Below are 18,052 nucleotides of genomic sequence, written 5' to 3' on the forward strand. Positions count from 1 at the left end.
CAGACCGGTTCCTCGGCGGTCACGCGGAGGCTGTTCGCCGGCTCACAGACCCCGGTCGATGAGGTCGAGGATCTCGTCACCGGTCGCGGCGTGAATTCTGTCCACCGTGTCGGCGCGGCCCCGGTCGGCTCCCTCGAGCTCGGCGAGCAGGGCTTCGAGCCGCTGCGCGACCGCCGCGCGTGCCTCGTCGTCGGCGCCGAGGTCGGCGACGGCCGCCCGCAGGCGGTCGACCCCGGCGACGGCCACCGACACCGGGTCCGGTACCAGCTCCGCGCGCAGGAACTCGGCGACGGCCCGGGGACTGGGGTGATCGAACACCACCGTCGGCGGTAACCGCAGACCGGTCGCGGCACCGAGATGGTTGCGCAGGGCCACCGCGGCGAGCGAGTCGAAGCCGAGTTCCTTGAACGCTTGGTCGGGATCGACCGAGTCCGACGCGTCGTGGCCGAGGACTGCGGCAGCTCCGGCTCGGACCAGCTCCAGCACGAGGTGTCGCTGTTCGGGCACCGACCGGTCGGTGAGCCGCTGCGCCCACTCGGACGGTCCTGATCCGTTCCGTCCGGACACGGCGGACTCCGATCCGGCCGCGCGCGGCCGCGACTGCCGCACCAGTCCCCGCAGCGGAGCAGGAACGGACGTCGCGGCCGCACCGGAGTGTTCGAACCGGGCCCCCACCACGGCGGGGAGGTCGGACGCCACGGCGCTGTCGAATAGGTCCAGGCCGTCGGCTTCGCTCATCGGCACCAGGCCGCTGCGGCGGGCCCGGGCGAGATCCACCGCGCCGAGCCTGCCGGTCATGGCGCTCGGCGGTGCCCACATTCCCCACGCGATCGACACCGCGGGCCGGCCGTGGGCTCGCCGATGCTCGGCGAGGGCGTCGAGGAACCGGTTCGCCGCCGCGTAGTTGGCCTGTCCGGGCGCGCCGAGGACACCGGCGAGCGACGAGAACAGCACGAAGGCGTGCACCCCGCCGGTCAGCCGGTGCAGGTGCCAGGCCGCATCGACTTTCGGCCGCAGCACCGCGTCGAGCCGCTCGGGGGTGAGCGAGGTGAGGGTGGCGTCGTCGAGGACTCCGGCCGCGTGGATCACTGCGGTCAGGGGGTGCTCGGCGGGGATCCGGGACAGCAGCCCGGCCAGGGCCGCCTCGTCGGCGGTGTCACAGGCGACGATGCTCACCTGGGCGCCCGCATCGCGCAGTTCGCGGCGCAGCCGGTCGCTGCCGTCGGCGTCGGGTCCGCGTCGGCTGGTCAATACCAGATGCCGCGCCCCGTGGGCGCTGACGAGGTGACGCGCCACCGACGTTCCCACGGTGCCGGTGCCGCCGGTGACGAGCACGGTGCCGCGAGGATCGAACAGCGGAGCGGACCGCTGCACGGCCGGTAGGCGTCGCAGTCGGGGCACGAGCACCGCCCGGCCCCGGACCGCGACCTGCGGTTCCCCGCTGGCCAGGGCCGGCGTGATCGCCATGTCGACGTCCGTCTCCCGGTCGAGGTCGAGTAGCACGATCCGCCCGGGGTGCTCGTTCTGCGCGGAGCCCACCAGACCCCACACGGCCGCGGCCGCGAGGTCGATTTCGTGTCCTTCGCCCTCCTCGCCGGTGGCCGTCGCGTTGCGGGTGACGACCACCAGCACACTGTCGGCGAACTCGGCATCGTCGAGCCAGTCCTGCAGCAGTCGCAGCGTTCGGGCGCACAGGTGGTGGGTCGCCTCCGGGCCCGGGTCGCCGTCGGTGCCGCACCCCACCAGCACCGTCCAGGGGTGCGCGTTGTCGGGCGTGGCCGCCCTCGCGGTGCGCAGCGCCGCCGCGTCGGGACAGCGCGGCAGGCTCGATCCCGGATCCGCGTCGCCGAGTACGACCGTCGGGCCGGCCGGCGGCCCGGACGGGACGTCGTCGATCCGGGTCCAGGCCAGGCGGTGCAGTCGCCGTGCGCCGGACGGGCCCGCGCCGTCCCCGTCTCCCGTCCGGGGCACCACGTGCAGCGCCTCGACGGTCAGCACGGGTGCGCCGTCGGCATCGGTGGCGTCGACACGGTACTGCCCGTCCTCGCCGGTCGCGCACCGCACCGACACCGCCTGCGCACCGGTGCGGTGCAGCCGGGTTCCCGACCAGGTCAGCGGCCAGTCGTCCGGGCCGAGGACAGGGTCGAGCGCCGCCTGCAGCAGGTGCGGATGGATGCCGAAGCCGCCCGGGTCGAGGCCGTCGTCGAGGCGCACCTCGGTCGCGGTGTCGCCTGGGAGCCGGCCCGGTTGCGCGGCGGGTACGTCGTCGACGGTCGCCGACGCGTTCCGCACCCAGGGGCCGTCGGCCGGTCCGGTGTTCGACGAGATGGTGACGGTGCGCGCGCCGTCGTCACCGGCCGGTGACACGAATACCCGGATCGGCAGCGGTCCCGCGGCCGGCAGGACCAGGGGGTGGTGCAGGGTGAGAGCGGCGATGCGGTCGCACCCGACGTGGTGGGCGGCGTGCAGGGTCAGTTCGACCAGGACGGCCGGTACGAGTGTCTGCGGAGCGTCGGTCGGCGGATCGCCGGGCTGCGGCGCCGCGAGCGACGAATCCCGGTGCCGCGACAGCGCTCCGGTGAACACGGTGGTGTCGTCGTCGAGGGTCACGGCCGCGCCGAGCAGCGGATGGTCCGCCGGGCTGAGCCCCAGCTCCGTCGGATCGCCGCTGGGGCGCGCGGGCGCCGACGGCCAGAAGGAGCGCCGCCGGAAGGCGTACGTGGGCAGGTCCACCCGGCGGCGGCCGGACAGCACCCGATCCCAGTCGATCGTCAGGCCCTGCACGGACGCGGCGGCGACCGCCTCGACGAACCCCCGGGCGTCGTCCCCGCGGCCGGGCAGCGCGGCGATCGGGTGCGGGACGATCTCGGCGGCGTGGGCGGCCAGGGCCGCGCCGGGTCCGATCTCGACGCAGCGGGTGACTCCGAGTTCGGCGAGGGTGCGCATGCCGTCGTGGAAGCGCACAGCTCGGCGCAGGTGCCGGCGCCAGTACTGCGGCGACGTCAGTTCCTCGGCCGTGGCGACGCGACCGGTGAGAGTGGAGACGACGGGGATCGTCGGCGGCTGCGCCGCCGGCCGCGACACGAGGGCGGTGAACTCGTCGAGGACGGGGTCCATCAGCGCCGAGTGGAAGGCGCGTTCGACCTGCAGCGTGGTGACCGGGGTTCCCGTGGTGGACAGTTCGGCGGCGACGGCGTGCACGTCGGCTGCGGCGCCCGCGAGCACCACGGATTCGGCGCCGTTGACCGCGGCGAGGTCGACTCGGCCGTCGATCCGCGAGCGGATGTCCTCCGGGCGGGCCCGGACGGCGATCATCGCTCCGGGGGCGGTGGCCTGCATCAGCCGGCCGCGCGCGGCCACCAGGGCGGCGGCGTCGGGCAGGCTGAACACGCCCGCGACGTGGGCCGCGGTGAGTTCTCCGATCGAATGCCCGATCAGGTAGTCGGGTGTGAGGCCCCACTCCCGCAGTAATCGGTAGAGGGCGACCTCGACGGCGAACAGGGCCGGCTGGGTGTACTCGGTGCGGTCGAGTCTCGCGGCGGCGTCGTCCGCGTCGCCCCAGATCACCTGCCGTATCGGGGTGTCGACGTGCTCGTCGAGTGCGGCGCAGGTCTCGTCGAGGGCCCGGGCGAAGACCGGGTAGGTGTCGTAGAGGCCGCGGCCCATTCCGATCCGCTGCGCGCCCTGGCCGGTGAACATGAAGGCCGTCCTGCCGCGGGTGCTCGTGCCGGCGACGACGTTGCCGCCGGCGCGTCCCTCGACGAGCCGGGCCAGGCCGTCGCGCAGGTCGGCGAGCGTCTCGCCGGTCACGGCGGCGCGGTGCGTGAAGCCGGACCGAGTGGTGGCCAGCGAGTAGGCGAGATCGGCCGGATCCGGTGGGGACTCGGTGTCGAGGACGTCCGTCAGCCGAGCGGCCTGCGCGCGCAGCGCCTCGTCGGTCTTGGCGGAGAGCACCCACACCAGGGGTGACGTCGGCCGTGGCGGGGCCGGTGGGGCGGCGATGTCGGGGGGTTGCTCGAGGATCATGTGGGCGTTGGTGCCGCTGATGCCGAACGAGGAGACACCGGCGCGGCGGGGGCGCCCGGTCTGCGGCCACGCCACCGCGTCGGCGAGCAGCGCGACCTCGCCGGCGGTCCAGTCGACGTGCCGGGTCGGGGCGTCGCTGTGCAGGCTCGGCGGCAGCACACCGTGGCGCATCGCCATCACCGTCTTGATCACGCCGGCCACCCCGGCCGCCGCCTGGGAGTGGCCGATGTTCGATTTGACCGACCCCAGCCACAGCGGCCGGCCGTCGCGTTGCTGCCCGTAGGTGGCGAGCAAGGCCTGGGCTTCGATCGGGTCGCCGAGTGTCGTGCCGGTGCCGTGGGCCTCCACCGCGTCGATGTCGGCGGGGTCGAGGGCGGCGTCGGCCAGCGCCTGCCGGATCACCCGTTCCTGCGACGGACCGTTCGGGGCGGTCAGGCCGTTGGAGGCGCCGTCCTGGTTGACCGCGGAGCCGCGGATCAGTGCGAGCACCCGGTGGCCGTGGCGCTGTGCGTCGCTCAGCCGCTCGAGCACGACCATGCCCGCGCCCTCGCTGAGTCCGGTGCCGTCCGCTCGATCGGAGAACGGTTTGCACCGCCCGTCCGGGGCGAGTCCGCGCTGGCGGCTGAATTCGATCAGCACGCCGGGGGTCGCCATCACCGTCGCCCCGCCGGCCAGCGCGAGGGTACATTCGCCGTCGCGCAGTGCCCGCGCCGCCAGGTGCAGCGCCACCAACGACGACGAACACGCCGTGTCGACGGTGACCGCGGGGCCGGTGAAGCCGAGCGTGTAGGCGATCCGGCCGGAGGCCACGCTGTTGCTGGTGCCCGTCATGAGGTAGCCCTCGGCGTCGGTGCTCCGCCGGGTCATGAGGTGGAATCCGTAGTCGCCGCCCATCATTCCGACGTACACGCCGGTGTCGGTGAGCCCGGGCGAGTTCGGCGGGATTCCCGCGTGTTCCAGTGCCTCCCAGGCGCTTTCGAGCAGCAGTCGGTGCTGCGGGTCCATCGCGACGGCCTCGCGGGGGCTGATCCCGAAGAACGCGGCGTCGAACCGGTCGGCGTCGTAGAGGAAGCCGCCGTACCGCATGTAGGTCGTGCCGCTGCGCTCGGGATCCGGGTGGTACACCTCGTCGAGGTTCCAGCCGCGGTTGTCGGGGTACGCGCCCACCGCGTCGCGGCCGTCGCGGACGAGGCGCCACAGCTCGTCCGGGCAGGAGACCTGCCCGGGGTATCGGCAGGCCATTCCGACGATCGCGATCGGGTCGTCGTCGTGGCGCCGGCGCGCCGGACGGGTCGGTTGCGGGGCGTCCTCGGGGCCGAGCAGCCGGGCCGCGATCTCGCGGGCGAGCGCGTCCGCGGTGGGGTGGTCGAACACCACCGTCGCGGCCAGCCGTACCCCGGTGGCCGTCGTCAGCTGGTTGCGTAGCTGCACCGCGGTGAGCGAGTCGAAGCCGAGTTGCTTGAAGGCACGCTCCGGATCGATGGCTTCCTTCCCGTCGTGGCCGAGTACCGCCGCGACGTGCGTGGTGACGATCTCGAGGACCCGGGCGTGCCGCCCGGCGGGGTCGAGCGCGCGCAGTTCGTCGGCGAGGCCGGGGGCCGACGGGGCGGCCGCGGCGCGCCGACGGGACGTGCCGAGCACTCGGCGCAGGATCGGCGGGAGGGCGTCACCGTCGGATCGGCGGGAGGGCGCCGCGAGCCGTATCGGCACCGTCAACGGACGGTTCGCGGCGAGTGCCGCATCGAACAGGGCCAGCCCCGCTTCCGGGGTGAGGGTGTCGATGCCGGTGCGCTGGAGCCGATCCAGATCGGCCGCACTCAGATGGGAGGTCATCCCGCTGGGACGGTCCCACAGTCCCCAGGCCAGGGACAGTCCCGGCAGTCCCTCGGCGCGGCGGTGCTGCGCGAGCGCGTCGAGGAAGACGTTGGCCGCGGCGTAGTTCGCCTGGCCGGCGCCGCCGAGCACACCGGCCGCGGAGGAGAACAGCACGAACGCCGCGAGACCGCGATCGCGGGTGAGTTCGTGCAGATGCCAGGCACCGTCCACCTTGGGGCGCAGGACGGCGTGCAACTGGTCCGGAGCCAAGGTGGCGGCGGTGGCGTCGTCGAGCACTCCGGCGGCGTGGACGACACCCGACAGGTCGGGGACGGTGTCGAGCAGGGCGGCCACCGCGGCCCGATCGGCGACGTCGCAGGTCACGGCGCGGATCTCGGCGCCCGCGTCGGCGAACTCGGCGCGCAGGTCCGCCGCCCGCTCGGCGCGGACCGCGTGTCGGCCGGTCAGCACGAGCCGGCGCACCCCGTAGCGCCGCACGAGGTGCCGGGCGACGAGCCGGCCGATGGTTCCGGTGCCGCCGGTGACGACGACGGTGCCCTCGGGGCCGAACGGCACCGGATCCGCGGGCGGTGCGTCGGTGGGGGGCGCCGCCGCTGCGAGCATGGGCGCGAGGAGGGTCCCGGCGCGGACCGCCAGTTGTGGTTCGTCGCAGGCCAGGGCCGCGGACAGCACGGTGGGATCGGGATGGCCACCGGGCGGCCCGTCCAGGTCCAGCAGGGTGATCCGGTCCGGGTGCTCGTTCTGCACCGCACCTATCAGCCCCCAGACGGGCGCGGCGCAGACGTCGATCGGTTCGTCGTCGGCGATCGCCACGGCGCGCCTTGTCGTCACCAGCAGTCGGGTCTCGGCGAGGCGGTCGTCGGCGAGCCAGGCCTGTACCGCCAGCAACGCCGCCTCCGCGGCGGCGTGGGCGCGCGTCGGCACGTCGGAGTCGTCGTCCGGGGTCCCGGCCAGCAGCAGGGTGCGGCCGGCGGGATCGCCGCCGGTGAGTGCCTCCCCGAGCGGGGCGAGGTCTGCCGTCGGGGCGGCGCCGGCCTCGACCGGGATCCATTCCACGCGGTAGAGGCCGGTGCCGGTCGCGGCGGCCGGCGCCCGCGGACCTGTGAACGGCCGCAGCGCCAGCGACCGGGCGGTCAGCACGGGATTGCCGGCGGTGTCGTACGCGGCCACCCGGTACCGTTCGGGTCCGGCGGGGGCGATGTGCACGCGCAGGGCGGTGGCACCGACGGCATGCAGCTGCACGTCGTCCCAAGCGAACGGCAGCCGCAGGTCGCGGGCGCCGGCCGCGGCGGCGAACGCGATCAGGTGCAGCGCCGCGTCGAACACCGCCGGATGGATCCCGTACCCGGCGACCGCCGCGGCGGGGTCCTCTCCCCCCAGGCGCACCTCTCCGTACAGGTCGTCACCGTGGCGCCACGCCGCGCGCAGGCCCCGGAAGACCGTCCCGTACCCGTATCCGGTCTCGTCGAGCGCGTCGTACAGACCGCTCACGTCGATCGCCGTCGCATCGGCCGGGGGCCACTGCCGGATCGGAACCGGCGCGGTGTGCGCCGCGCCCGTGAGGGTGCCGACGGCGTGCCGGGTCCACGGTGTCTGCGCCGGGGCGTCCGCCGGGCGGGAGTGCACCGACACCGTGCGGTGCCCGGCGTCGTCGGCGGTGAGGACGGCGACCTGCACCGCGAGTTCCCCACCGGCGGGAATCGTCGCGGGCGTCTCGAGGGTGAGTTCCGCGAGACGGCTGCAGCCGGCGCGGTGCCCGGCGTGCAGGGCGAGTTCGGCGAACGCCGTGCCGGGCAGCACCACGGTGCCGTCCACGGCGTGCTCGTTCAGCCACGGCAGGCGGTGCGGCGACAGCACGCCCGTGAACACCGCGCCGCGGCCGTCGCCGAGTTCGACCGAGGCGGCGAGCATCGGGTGGTCCCCGGCATCCATGCCGGCTGCGGCGGCATCACGTTGCGGCGCGCCCCCGTCCAGCCAGTAGCGGCGGTGCTGGAAGGCATACGTGGGCAGGTCCACCCACGGCCGGTGACCGGTGCGGCGCGCCCACCCGATCCGGTCCCACGCGATGTGCGCCCCGGACACGTGTGCCTCGGCGAGGGCGGTGGTGAACTGACGCAGGCCTGCCCGGTCGCGGCGGAGGGTGCCGAGGGCGCGACCCGCGACGCCGGCCGCGTCCAGGGTCTCCTGCAGCGGCACGGTCAGGACCGGATGGCTGCCCGACTCGACGAACAGCCGGTACCCGTCGCGGACCAGGGACCTCGTCGCGTCTTCGAAGCGCACCGGTCGGCGCAGGTTCCGGTACCAGTAGTCGGCGTCGAGTGCGGTGCCGTCCATCACGTCCCCGCTCACCGTCGAGTAGAACGGGATCCGCGAACGCTGCGGGGTGATCGGGACAAGAGCGTCGAGAACGGGCCTGCGCAGCACCGAGACGTCCGCGCAGTGGGAGGCGTAGTCCACCGTGATGCGCCGGGCCTGGACACCGTCGGCCTGCCACTGCGCGACCAGCATCTCGAGGGCGTCGCTTGGGCCGGACACGACCGTCGCGGCCGGACCGTTGATCGCCGCCACCTCGACGGTCCCGGCCCAGGGTTCGATCTGCTGCCGCACGGCGTCCGCCGGCAGACCCACCGACACCATGCCACCGCCGCGCCGGGCCGATTCCGTGATCACCCGGCTGCGGGCCGCGACGACGAGCGCCGCGTCGGGCAGGGTCAGCGCGCCGGCGATGTGGGCGGCGGCGATCTCGCCCTGAGAGTGTCCGACCACGGCCGCCGGTTCGACGCCGTGTGCCTGCCACAGCCGCGCCAGACCGACCATCACCGCGAACAGCGCCGGTTGCACGACGTCGGCTCGGTCCAGGGCCGCCGGATCGCGGTCGCGGAGCACGTCGAGCAGCGCGAACTCGGTGTGCGGGGCGAGGGCGTCGGCGCACTCGCGCAGGCTGTCGGCGAAAACCGGGGAGGACTCCAGCAGTTCGGTGGCCATGCCCACCCACTGCGCACCCTGCCCGGGAAAGACGAAGACCGGCCGGTCGCCGGCCTCGACGGCCACGCCGGTGATCACACCCGGGTCGGGGGCGCCTCGGCCGAGCGCGTCGAGACCGGACAGCAGGGCCGCCGGATCGGCGCCGAGCACGGCGGCGCGGTGGTCGAAGGTCGCGCGCGACGTCAGCAGCGGGCCGGCTACCTGGGCGGGTGTCAGCTCGGGGTGGTCGGCGACGTAGTCGCGCAGCCTGTGGGCCTGCGCGCGCAGTGCCGGTTCGGTGTGGCCCGACACGAACCAGGCCACGACGTCGTCCGACGCGTCGACCCCCTCGGTGGGCGCAGCGTCCGGGGACGGGGTCGGCTGCTCCAGCACGACGTGGGCGTTCGTGCCGCTGATGCCGAACGAGGAGACCGCCGCCCGGCGGGGCCGGTCGGCCGCCGGCCATTCCCGGTTCTCGGTGAGCAGGGACACCGATCCGGCGGACCAGTCGACGTGGGGGGTGGGACGGTCGACGTGCAGGGTCTCCGGCAGCACACCGTGGCGCATCGCCATGATCATCTTGATCACGCCGGCCACTCCGGCGGCGGCCTGGGTGTGCCCGAGGTTCGATTTCACCGAGCCGAGCCACAACGGCCGGTCGGGGGGCCGATCGCGGCCGTAGCCGGCCAGCAGGGCGGACGCCTCGATGGGATCGCCCAGCGTGGTGCCGGTGCCGTGCGCTTCGACCGCGTCGACGTCGGCCGGGCCGAGTCCGGCGTCGGTCAGGGCCTGCCGGATCACCCGTTCCTGGGCCTGCTTGTTGGGGGCGGTGAGGCCGTTGCTGGCGCCGTCCTGGTTCACCGCGCTGCCGCGGACGACGGCGAGGATCCGGCGGTCGTTGCGCTCGGCGTCGGACAGGCGTTCCAGCGCGAGGATCGCGGCGCCTTCGCCCCACGCCGTGCCGTCGGCCGCGGCGGCGAACGCCTTGCAGCGCCCGTCGCGGGCCAGTCCACGCTGCCGGCTGAACTCGACGAACACGGCGGGCGTCGACATGACGGTCGCCCCGCCGGCCAGGGCGAGTTCGCACTCGCCGTTGCGCAGCGCCTGCATGGCGAGGTGGACGGACACCAGGGACGACGAGCATGCCGTGTCGACGGTGATCGCGGGTCCGTTCAGTCCGAAGCTGTAGGCGACACGGCCGGAGGCGACGCTCATCGCGGTCCCGGTGATGAAGTAGCCCGCGAGTTCCTCGGGCGGGGCGCCGCCCGCCCGTGCCGAGTAGTCGATCCCGGACAGGCCGGTGAAGACGCCGATCTGCCTGCCGTGCACGGACCGCGGATCGATGCCGGCGTGCTCGAAGGTCTCCCAGCTCGTCTCGAGCAGGAGTCGCTGCTGCGGGTCCATCGCCAGTGCTTCGCGAGGCGAGATTCCGAAGACCTCCGGGTCGAAACCCGCTGCGTCGTCGAGAAAACTACCTTGCACCGTGTACGTCCTGCCGGCCTGCCGGCCCGTCGGATCGTAGAGGTCCGCCGCTTCCCAACCCCGGTCCGCGGGGAACCCGGCGACGGTCTCCGAACCGGATTCCACCAGGTGCCACAGATCCTGTGGGGAGCGGACACCGCCGGGGAACCGGCAACCCATCCCGACGACGGCGATCGGTTCGCGGCTCACCCCCTCGAGCTCGCGAAGCTTCTCCCGGGCCTGATAGAGCTCTGCGGTCACCCGTTTCAGATAGTCGAGGAGCTTCGCATCATCGGCCATAATCGAGCTCCAATCCGAGAGCCGTCGTGCCGGCGCCGAGAACTCGATGGTATCCGCCGCCCCCACCCGGACACAGCGATCTGCTCGTGCGATCGTGACCGCTGCGCGTCCGGATGCGAGGGCGGGCCGCGGTTCGCTGTGCGAGAGGCACGGTGGGCACGCCGCAGCCGCACGCTGCGGGCGGATCTGCGGCCACGACAGCTCCGCTGCACACCACCGGCGCAGCGCACCTCCTCGCCCCGTCCCCCGGCATCGCGCCCGGCCCCCTGGCGTCGTCCCCCGTAACCTGGGGAGGTGACCACGAGGAGGTCGCCGTGACGACCCGGCCGGAACCCGTCGAACCTGCTGCGGGGCAGGAGTCGGTCTGGGACTATCCCCGTCCGCCCCGCGTGGAGCCCTTCACCGGCTCGATCACCGTGGAATTGGGCGGCCGGACCATCGCGTCGACCACGCGCGCCTGGCGGGTACTGGAGACCAGCCATCCGCCGACCTACTACCTTCCCGCCGACGCCTTCGCCGACGGGGTGCTGTGGGAGGCGCCGGGCTCGTCGTGGTGCGAGTGGAAGGGCAGGGCGAGCTACTACGACCTGGTGACCGACTCGCGGGTCGCGCCGAAGGCGGCATGGACCTACCACGATCCCACCCCCGCCTTCCGTGCGATCGCCGGGGCCGTCGCGGTGATGGCCGCGCAGGTCGACCGGTGCACCGTCGACGGCGAGGAGGTCGTCCCGCAACCGGGCGGGTTCTACGGCGGCTGGATCACCAGCTCGGTCGTCGGCCCGTTCAAGGGAATCCCCGGGTCGGCGGGCTGGTAGCCGCTCCGCTGTGCGTCGAAGCCGATGCGCGCCTGCGGGCGGCGCGAGCACTAGACTGGGCCGATGGGCATCGTTTCCGATGTCGATACGCACCGCGCCGGTGCAGGGCACTCCCGCTGGCCGGTGGTCGAGTCCAGCCCTCCCTCCGGCGCGGGCTTCGCGGGTTCGCTCGGACGGTCACGCACCGGCCCGCACGAAGCGGTACCGCCCGGATGCGGTGAGCGACCGTCCCTCGGCGCCGGCCGCGTCGAGGATCCCGGCGCGGACCGGTCCGATCGTTCCCGACCGTGCCGGGCCGGAGAGGAGCCGACGTGACCGGCGGCGAAGTGACCGGCCGCGTCGTGGTCGGAGTGGACGGATCGGAGCCGTCGAAGGGAGCACTGCGGTGGGCACGATTCGTCGCCCGCTCGGCGGGATTCGAGGTCGACGCCGTGGCGGCCTGGGAGATTCCCTGGGCTGCCGCCGAAGGCTGGCCGTCCGACTGGGACCCCGAGCGGGAAACGTCCGGGATGCTGCACGAGACGGTCACCGGCGTCCTCGGTAGCGAGCCCGGCGTGTCCGTGCAGGAACTGGTTCGCCGCGGCGGAGCCGCGCGGGTCCTGCTCGACGAGAGCCGCGATGCGCAGTTCCTGGTGGTGGGAAGCCGGGGGCACGGCGGCTTCAGCGGCCTGCTGCTCGGTTCGGTCAGCGCCGCATGCGCCGAGCACGCACACTGCCCGGTGCTGGTCATCCACGGCGACACCCCGCCCCCGCCCGTCTCGCCCTGAGGCGATCGCGACGACGCTCCCCCGGCGCACCGGGCCGCCCCGATCTGCCGATCCGGTGGTCCCCCTCCCCGGATCGGCCCCGCCGCGCCTTCTCGTCCCGGAAAACGCTGCGAACAGCCCCGGGGGCGGCGGATGATCGAGAAGCAGCGCCCGAGGGCGGTGGATCGTACGCGCGACCCCCCTTCCTGCGCGTGTCCGACTCGTTCGCTCGACCTTCGGAAGAGGCCCGCCATGAGACTCGGCATCCTCGTTCTCGCCGTCGGCGCGTCGCTGCTCGCCGGCACCGGTGTTGCAGCGGCCGCCGATCCGGCCGTCCTCGGCGGCGGTTCCGGCATCGTCATGGACGGCCGGAACTACTGCACCCTCACCACGATCGGTCCCGATTCCGGGGGCCGGCTGGTCGGATTCACGGCGGGGCACTGCGGAAACGCCGGGTCCACGGTCGCCTCGGAGGCAGATCCGGATGCCGGTGTGGTCGGCACGATCGCCTACACCGATGCGGACTTGGACTACGCGGTGATCGTGTTCGAGCCGGCGAAGGTGGTGCCCGTGAATCGGGTCGGAAACACGACGATCACGGGGATCGGGGGTCCGGCGCAGTTCCCGGACATCGTCTGCAAGCAGGGCCGCACCACGGGACATACCTGCGGGGTGGCCTACGGCGATGTGTTCGGTTCGGGGCAGACCTGGACGCAGACGTGCGTCGACCTCGGCGACTCGGGAGGTCCGGTGGTGGTCGGAACCACCCTCGTCGGCATGGTGAACGGCTACCTCACCGTTGCCTGCCTCGGTCCGGAGGTCGGCACGAGCATGACGGCCGTCGTCGGTGACGCCGATGCGCGGGGCGGGGCCGGGGCGGGGTTCCGTCCGATCTAGGACGCGCGGGTCGGGACGGTGTCGCCGCCCGGGTGAGGGGCCTGACGGACCGGGCGCCACGCACCGCCGGGAGTGTTCTCGCCGGTCAGCCGATCTCGGCGAGGAAGCGCTCCAGGATCCCGGTGACCCGGGCCGGGTCTTCGAGCGTCGCGCTGTGACCGACACCGTCGAGTTCGACCAGTTGCGAGCCCGGGATCAGGGTGTGCATCTCGCGGGCGAGACGCGGTGGCATCTCGACGTCCAGTTGCCCCGCGACGATCAGCGTCGGCACACTCACGCCGGGAAGCTCGTCCCGGATGTCGGGGCGGACCATCATGCCGAGCATCGTGTTCGCCAGTGACGACCGATCGGCGGTCTCCCATCGTCTGCGCCACACCTCACGGTCGGCCTTTCGGCCGGGTTCGCTGCGGAACGGTTCGCCGTAGAGTTCCTTCTCGATGCCCCGCAGCACGGGGGCCGGCGACGGCCCGAGCAACCGTGCCACGGCCGTGAGGGCAAGGTGCAGCGGGTACCGCCCGGGCGGATGCGGGGATGCGCCGGTGTTGAGCAGGGTCAGCGAGCGCAACAGGTCCGGTTCCCGCGCGCCGATGCGCATGCCGACGAAGCCGCCCATGGACAGACCGACCAGGTGTGTCGGGGCGAGGTCGAGCCGCCGGATCACGGTGAGCACGTCGGCGGTGAGTTGCTCGAGCTGGTATCCGGTCCGGGCGTGCCCGGACCGGCCCTGCCCGCGGAAGTCGAGGGTGACGCAGCGGTACCGATCCCGCAGTGCCGCGATCTGCGCCTCGTACATTCGCCCGTCGAAGAGGAACCCGTGCAGGAACAGGATCGGCTCGCCCTCACCGCCGGTGTCCTCGCAGTACAGGTCGACGTCGCGCACCCGCAGGTACGACCGTCGCGTGTCCGGAATTCGGGGCATGGTCATGGCGTGCTCCGGGTCGGGCCGGGACGCGGAACCGTCTCGGATGGGTCGAGGATCGGCGCCGAGCGCCGCCCGTGTCAAGGGCTGTCCGGTAGCGCATTGCCGAGATATCATTGCTGATATGTCGACGTCGCCTCGCCGAACGTCGTTCCCGGGTCTGGACCGTCTCGCCGACCGGCGTCGAGCGCTGGTGGACGAGCTGGCGGCGGCCCGGCGACGACAGGGACTGAGCCAGACCGAGATTGCGGCCCGGATGGGCACCTCCCAGTCGGCGGTGGCCCGACTCGAGCGCGGCGATCTCGATCCGCGCCTGTCCACCCTCGAACGGTATGCACAGGCGGTGGGGCAGACCGTCGACTGGCAGATCCACCCGCCCCCGGAGACGACATGAACATCTGGCCGCCCGTTCCTCCCCCTCCCCCGCCCCCGCCGATGCCCCCGTGGCAGCCCGAACCGCGCCCGCCGGCTCCGGCACCGGCGCAGTACACCTCGCTCGTCGCGCCCGGCTCCGACTGGCTCACCGAGCGACTGTTCGACCAGCGGATCGTCCGGCTCACAGGTCGTCTCGGCCACGACGCCGCCAACCGCGCCGCCGCCACGCTCGCGCTGCTCGACGCCTCCGGCGACGACCCGGTGCAGCTGTGGCTGCACGACGTCGACGCCGATCTCGACACCGCGACGACGCTCCTCGACACCCTCGACCTGATGGGTGTGCCGATCCGGGTGAGTTGCCTCGGCGCCGTCACCGGCGCGGCCGTCGCCCTCCTGGCGGCCGCCGACCGGCGCACCGCCGCGCCGCACGCCACCTTCCATCTGCGCGAGCCCCGCACCGCGTGCGACGGTCCCGCGGCAACCGTCGACGCCCAGGTGGACCGCTACCGGCAGGAACTGCGGGCACTGCAGCAACGGCTCGCGGACCTGTGCCGCCACCCCATCGACGAGATCGCCCAGGACATGCGCGCCCACCGGATCCTGACCGCCGAGCAGGCACGTGACTACGGCCTGGTCGATGCGATCGGCGGGGATCGGAGGCTGCACGCACCGAGGCCGCCGGACAGGGGGTGATCGTCGGGCCGGCCACTGGCCGGACGTCACCGCAAACTCGCCGGTCACCCGGCCAGGCGGCCGGTGTGAAAGTGCTGGTCGATCACCGCCGGACACCCGACTATCCGTACCCGAACCAACTCGACGAAGCACAGAAGGTCTTCTGGTGGCTGCTTACCCAAGGAATCGAGCCCACACGCATCGCAACAGCAGGGGACTCGGCCGGCGGGCGGCGGGAGTTGGTCGGTGGCGGTGCACCGGTCGGTGAGCAGTGCCCAGTCGTGCCGGTACCGCGCTCCCGCCACGTCGGGTGGTAGCGGTGGGTCGTCGCGCCGGTCAGCGGGGATGCTCTCGGCGCTACAAACCCAATTTCGTCACGGCGTTGCCGAGCAGGGGTGCGTGTTCGCGGGCGTAGACCTCGAGCATGGCGGGAGGTGGTGTGTCCGGTCGGGCGCATGATCGCGTGCGCACTGGCGCCGTTGCGGAAGGCCTGGTGACGAATCCGGCCCGCAGCGAGTGTCTACCGAGCTGGCTCATGATCTCGGGGTCGTAGCCGGCCAGCTCGGCGCGGCGGCGGATCGCGTGGTGCACCGCCGCCCCGGACAACGGTGTGCCCGCAACCCGTGACCGCGACCGCATGGGCGCAGGGGTGGGATGTCGACCACGGCCCGGGCGTAGGGCCGTGGGCGCCGTCGCCGGAGTCGGAGTCGAGTCGGTGCCGTGCGGCCGCGGACAGGTCGGTGCTCACGGTGTGGGCGCGGCATGGCGCAGCCGCATCGAGATCACCTCCTGCGACTTTCCCTCGTCTAGGGACAGCCCGTCGAGGTTCGACTGTCGCTCTTCCTCTCTCGCCCCGTTCCCGTGCGCGCCGGCCGGCCCCACATCTCGGACACCGACTCCGGGCCGAGGAAACACACCGGACACCTGTCCCTTTCGATGGCGTGCTGCGTCATGCACCCGCTCTGCAAGGGTGCGGATAACGCTCGGTGCGCTTCCGCGAAGACCGGAACTACTTCCCGGTGCGACGATGAGAGTCGGCCAGGAGGCGCTTATCGGGGCGAACATCGATGCCAGGCCCCGCGAGGACGGGCAGCAGCCGTGGCATCACGGACGCCATCCGGCCCAGGGTGCGATGGGAGCAGCCGACGCTGGCTGAGGGCCGGGGCCGGACACGGTGGGTGCTTCCTCGGGTGCCCTGCGGGAGGCGATGTGGACATCCTCGAGCACGAGGGCTTGGCGGTGTACCGGCGCGGTACGGGGCCGCCGGTTCTGGTACCGCCCTACCCGCACGCGTCGACGCATCGGCCGATGGCGGAGGACTTGTTGGCCGACGTCCTCGTCGGGGCCGGCTTCGCCGTGGTGTCCTTCGACCCGCCGGGGGCCTATCAGTCGTCGCGCCCGATGCGCGGCGACATGCCCGAGATGCTCGACTGTTGCGCCGAGGCCCTCGCCGTGGCGGGCATCGGGGTACCGGTGTCGACCGTGGGCCACAGCATGAGCTCGCTGTGTGCGCTGGGGCTGGCCGTCGAGCGACCCGACCTCGTCGCGCGCCTGGTGCTGGTGGGCTCGCTGTCCGGCTTCCCCGCCGCGCGCCGCTGGGGCATCCCGCACAACTGAAGCCCGTGGCGCGACCGGCAGTGGTGGCAGTGCATTTGGTGGGGCACCCGCCACATGGTGGGCCGTGGCACCCTCGCCAGCTACCGGCGCCTGGACAACCTCGTCGAGGGCGCCTCGTACGTCGATCCCCGCCTGGCCGAACCGTTCGTGATCGAGCGCGGGGACCGGCGACGGCCGCAGCCGGCGCGGGCGATCTGGTTGCAGACGGTCCGCGAGGTGGACTACCACCGCCGTCTCACCCAGGTCACGGCGCCCACTCTGGTGGCCGTCGGGCGGCACGATCCGCAGACACCGATTCCGTGTGCCCGCGAGCTGGTCGCAGGGATCACGGGCAGTCGACTGGTCGTGTTCGAACGCAGCGGGCATGCGCCGTTCGTCGAGGAACCGCAGGCGTTCACCCGCGAGGTGGACACCTTCCTCCGGCAGCCTCGACCGAGCTGAGACGGGACATCACCTATCCGACGCCCACCTCGAGCTGCAACCGACCCAGGTGACGGACCATCCGATGTCGAGGGCCGCTTTTGCGCGTCCGCGAACAACCAGCGCTCGACGTGCGCGCACCTCGCCCTCACGATCGGTACTCGCCCCACCGCCGCGGTCCCCACCTCCGGGCGGTGGCCTCTGCTCCGCTCGGAAGAGGGGACGGTCTCGGTGGAGTCCCGTGCCGGAGCAGGTTCCGGTACAGCCCGGCACCGTTGGGCACCACCGGCCGCGGGATGATCGACGGCCCTTCACCCCGCTGCACCGGTTCCGCCGCCTGCCCGTCCCCGTCGAGGTACACGCCGGCCTGCGCCACAAGGGCTTCTCGACGCTCATCCCCTGGGGATGAGCCCGCATGGTGGGGACGTGCGCGCCGTCGACGGGGGGCGTCCCTCACGGTGTGAGCAGGTGAGGTCTTCGCGGTGCTGGGGCCGAACAGGGCGGTCGTGACCACCCTGTGGAAATCCTCGATGAGCACCGGCGGCGCACGTCACCGTGGAAACACGCTGCACCAGGCCTTCCCCGACCGCCGGGTCAACAAGGTCAACCCCCGGCGGGAATTCTTCTACGCCACCCCTGAGGAGGTGCTCGACGTGCTACGCCAGCACGTCGGGGAGGTACTCTCCTACACCGCCGAACCCGAGGCGGAGGAATACCGGATCAGCATCGGCAGAAAAGACGCCTCGTTCTGACGCCGGGAACTGCACCGGGGCCCGCCGAATGCCGCGGTCCATGCCTGGGTAGTCCTGCCAGCGGGTGAGGGTGCTTACTGGCATGCAGCGCGACAAGGCCGCCTTCGGCCGATCGAGCCTTGTCCATCCTCTGGAAAACCCCGGAGACGGCACGGGAACTGCGGAACGCCCCTACGCCAGACACCGTTTTGTCATACACACCTGACGCGGGGGGTGTCCCTATGTTTGCTGTCAAGCCGCTGCAGCAGCGGG

At 73.0% G+C, this 18,052-nt stretch carries 11 protein-coding genes and 1 pseudogene; 9 read left to right on the top strand and 3 right to left on the bottom strand.

The features are described 5' to 3' along the window. Nucleotides 1-42: 42 nt before the first annotated feature. Nucleotides 43-10,587, bottom strand: coding sequence for an SDR family NAD(P)-dependent oxidoreductase (locus QYS60_RS25235; protein ID WP_371384596.1), 10,545 nt, complete (start codon nucleotides 10,585-10,587; stop codon nucleotides 43-45). A 314-nt stretch (nucleotides 10,588-10,901) separates the two neighbouring features. Here QYS60_RS25235 and QYS60_RS25240 point away from each other — a divergent pair, with 314 nt between their 5' ends. The 3 genes from QYS60_RS25240 to QYS60_RS25250 all read left to right on the top strand — a co-directional run bounded on the left by QYS60_RS25240 (nucleotide 10,902) and on the right by QYS60_RS25250 (nucleotide 13,045). Beyond that, nucleotides 10,902-11,402 (top strand): DUF427 domain-containing protein, encoded by a 501-nt coding sequence (locus QYS60_RS25240; protein WP_371384597.1) that lies wholly within the window; start codon nucleotides 10,902-10,904, stop codon nucleotides 11,400-11,402. A 311-nt stretch (nucleotides 11,403-11,713) separates the two neighbouring features. Continuing rightward, the gene (locus tag QYS60_RS25245; protein WP_371384598.1) at nucleotides 11,714-12,169 is read left to right on the top strand and encodes a universal stress protein; all 456 of its coding nucleotides are present in this window, start codon (nucleotides 11,714-11,716) and stop codon (nucleotides 12,167-12,169) included. A gap of 231 nt (nucleotides 12,170-12,400) precedes the next feature. Next, on the top strand, nucleotides 12,401-13,045 hold the full coding sequence (locus tag QYS60_RS25250; protein WP_003937952.1) for a hypothetical protein: 645 nt from the start codon (nucleotides 12,401-12,403) through the stop codon (nucleotides 13,043-13,045). An 85-nt stretch (nucleotides 13,046-13,130) separates the two neighbouring features. Here QYS60_RS25250 and QYS60_RS25255 read toward each other — a convergent pair whose 3' ends face one another. Beyond that, nucleotides 13,131-13,970, bottom strand: coding sequence for an alpha/beta fold hydrolase (locus QYS60_RS25255; protein WP_371384599.1), 840 nt, complete (start codon nucleotides 13,968-13,970; stop codon nucleotides 13,131-13,133). A 118-nt stretch (nucleotides 13,971-14,088) separates the two neighbouring features. Between QYS60_RS25255 and QYS60_RS25260 the strand changes: the two genes are divergently transcribed. The 3 genes from QYS60_RS25260 to QYS60_RS25270 all read left to right on the top strand — a co-directional run bounded on the left by QYS60_RS25260 (nucleotide 14,089) and on the right by QYS60_RS25270 (nucleotide 15,328). Continuing rightward, on the top strand, nucleotides 14,089-14,358 hold the full coding sequence (locus QYS60_RS25260) for a helix-turn-helix domain-containing protein (protein ID WP_371384600.1): 270 nt from the start codon (nucleotides 14,089-14,091) through the stop codon (nucleotides 14,356-14,358). 41 nt (nucleotides 14,359-14,399) lie between these two features. Next, a complete protein-coding gene (locus tag QYS60_RS25265) occupies nucleotides 14,400-15,032 on the top strand; it encodes an ATP-dependent Clp protease proteolytic subunit (RefSeq protein WP_371384605.1) in 633 nt (210 codons plus the stop codon). Nucleotides 15,033-15,097: 65 nt separating this feature from the next. Further along, complete coding sequence (locus tag QYS60_RS25270) at nucleotides 15,098-15,328, top strand: alpha/beta hydrolase (protein WP_371384601.1); 231 nt, start codon at nucleotides 15,098-15,100, stop codon at nucleotides 15,326-15,328. A gap of 40 nt (nucleotides 15,329-15,368) precedes the next feature. Here QYS60_RS25270 and QYS60_RS25275 read toward each other — a convergent pair. After that, a pseudogene (locus QYS60_RS25275) lies at nucleotides 15,369-15,623 on the bottom strand (integrase); the annotation flags it as partial. 597 nt (nucleotides 15,624-16,220) lie between these two features. On the opposite strand from QYS60_RS25275, the gene QYS60_RS25280 reads away from it, so the two are divergent. The 3 genes from QYS60_RS25280 (at nucleotide 16,221) to QYS60_RS25290 (ending at nucleotide 17,800) form a co-directional block, all read left to right on the top strand. After that, a complete protein-coding gene (locus QYS60_RS25280; RefSeq protein WP_371384602.1) occupies nucleotides 16,221-16,628 on the top strand; it encodes an alpha/beta fold hydrolase in 408 nt (135 codons plus the stop codon). Nucleotides 16,629-16,682: 54 nt separating this feature from the next. Next, complete coding sequence (locus QYS60_RS25285; RefSeq protein ID WP_371384603.1) at nucleotides 16,683-17,069, top strand: alpha/beta fold hydrolase; 387 nt, start codon at nucleotides 16,683-16,685, stop codon at nucleotides 17,067-17,069. Between the two features lie 509 nt (nucleotides 17,070-17,578). Further along, nucleotides 17,579-17,800 carry a GIY-YIG nuclease family protein gene (locus tag QYS60_RS25290; protein WP_003937946.1) on the top strand — a complete coding sequence of 74 codons (222 nt, stop codon included), beginning with the start codon at nucleotides 17,579-17,581 and terminating at the stop codon, nucleotides 17,798-17,800. Nucleotides 17,801-18,052: the final 252 nt, after the last annotated feature.

It is taken from the genome of Rhodococcus sp. GXMU-t2271 (assembly GCF_041414735.1).
GTDB lineage: Bacteria > Actinomycetota > Actinomycetes > Mycobacteriales > Mycobacteriaceae > Rhodococcus > Rhodococcus indonesiensis.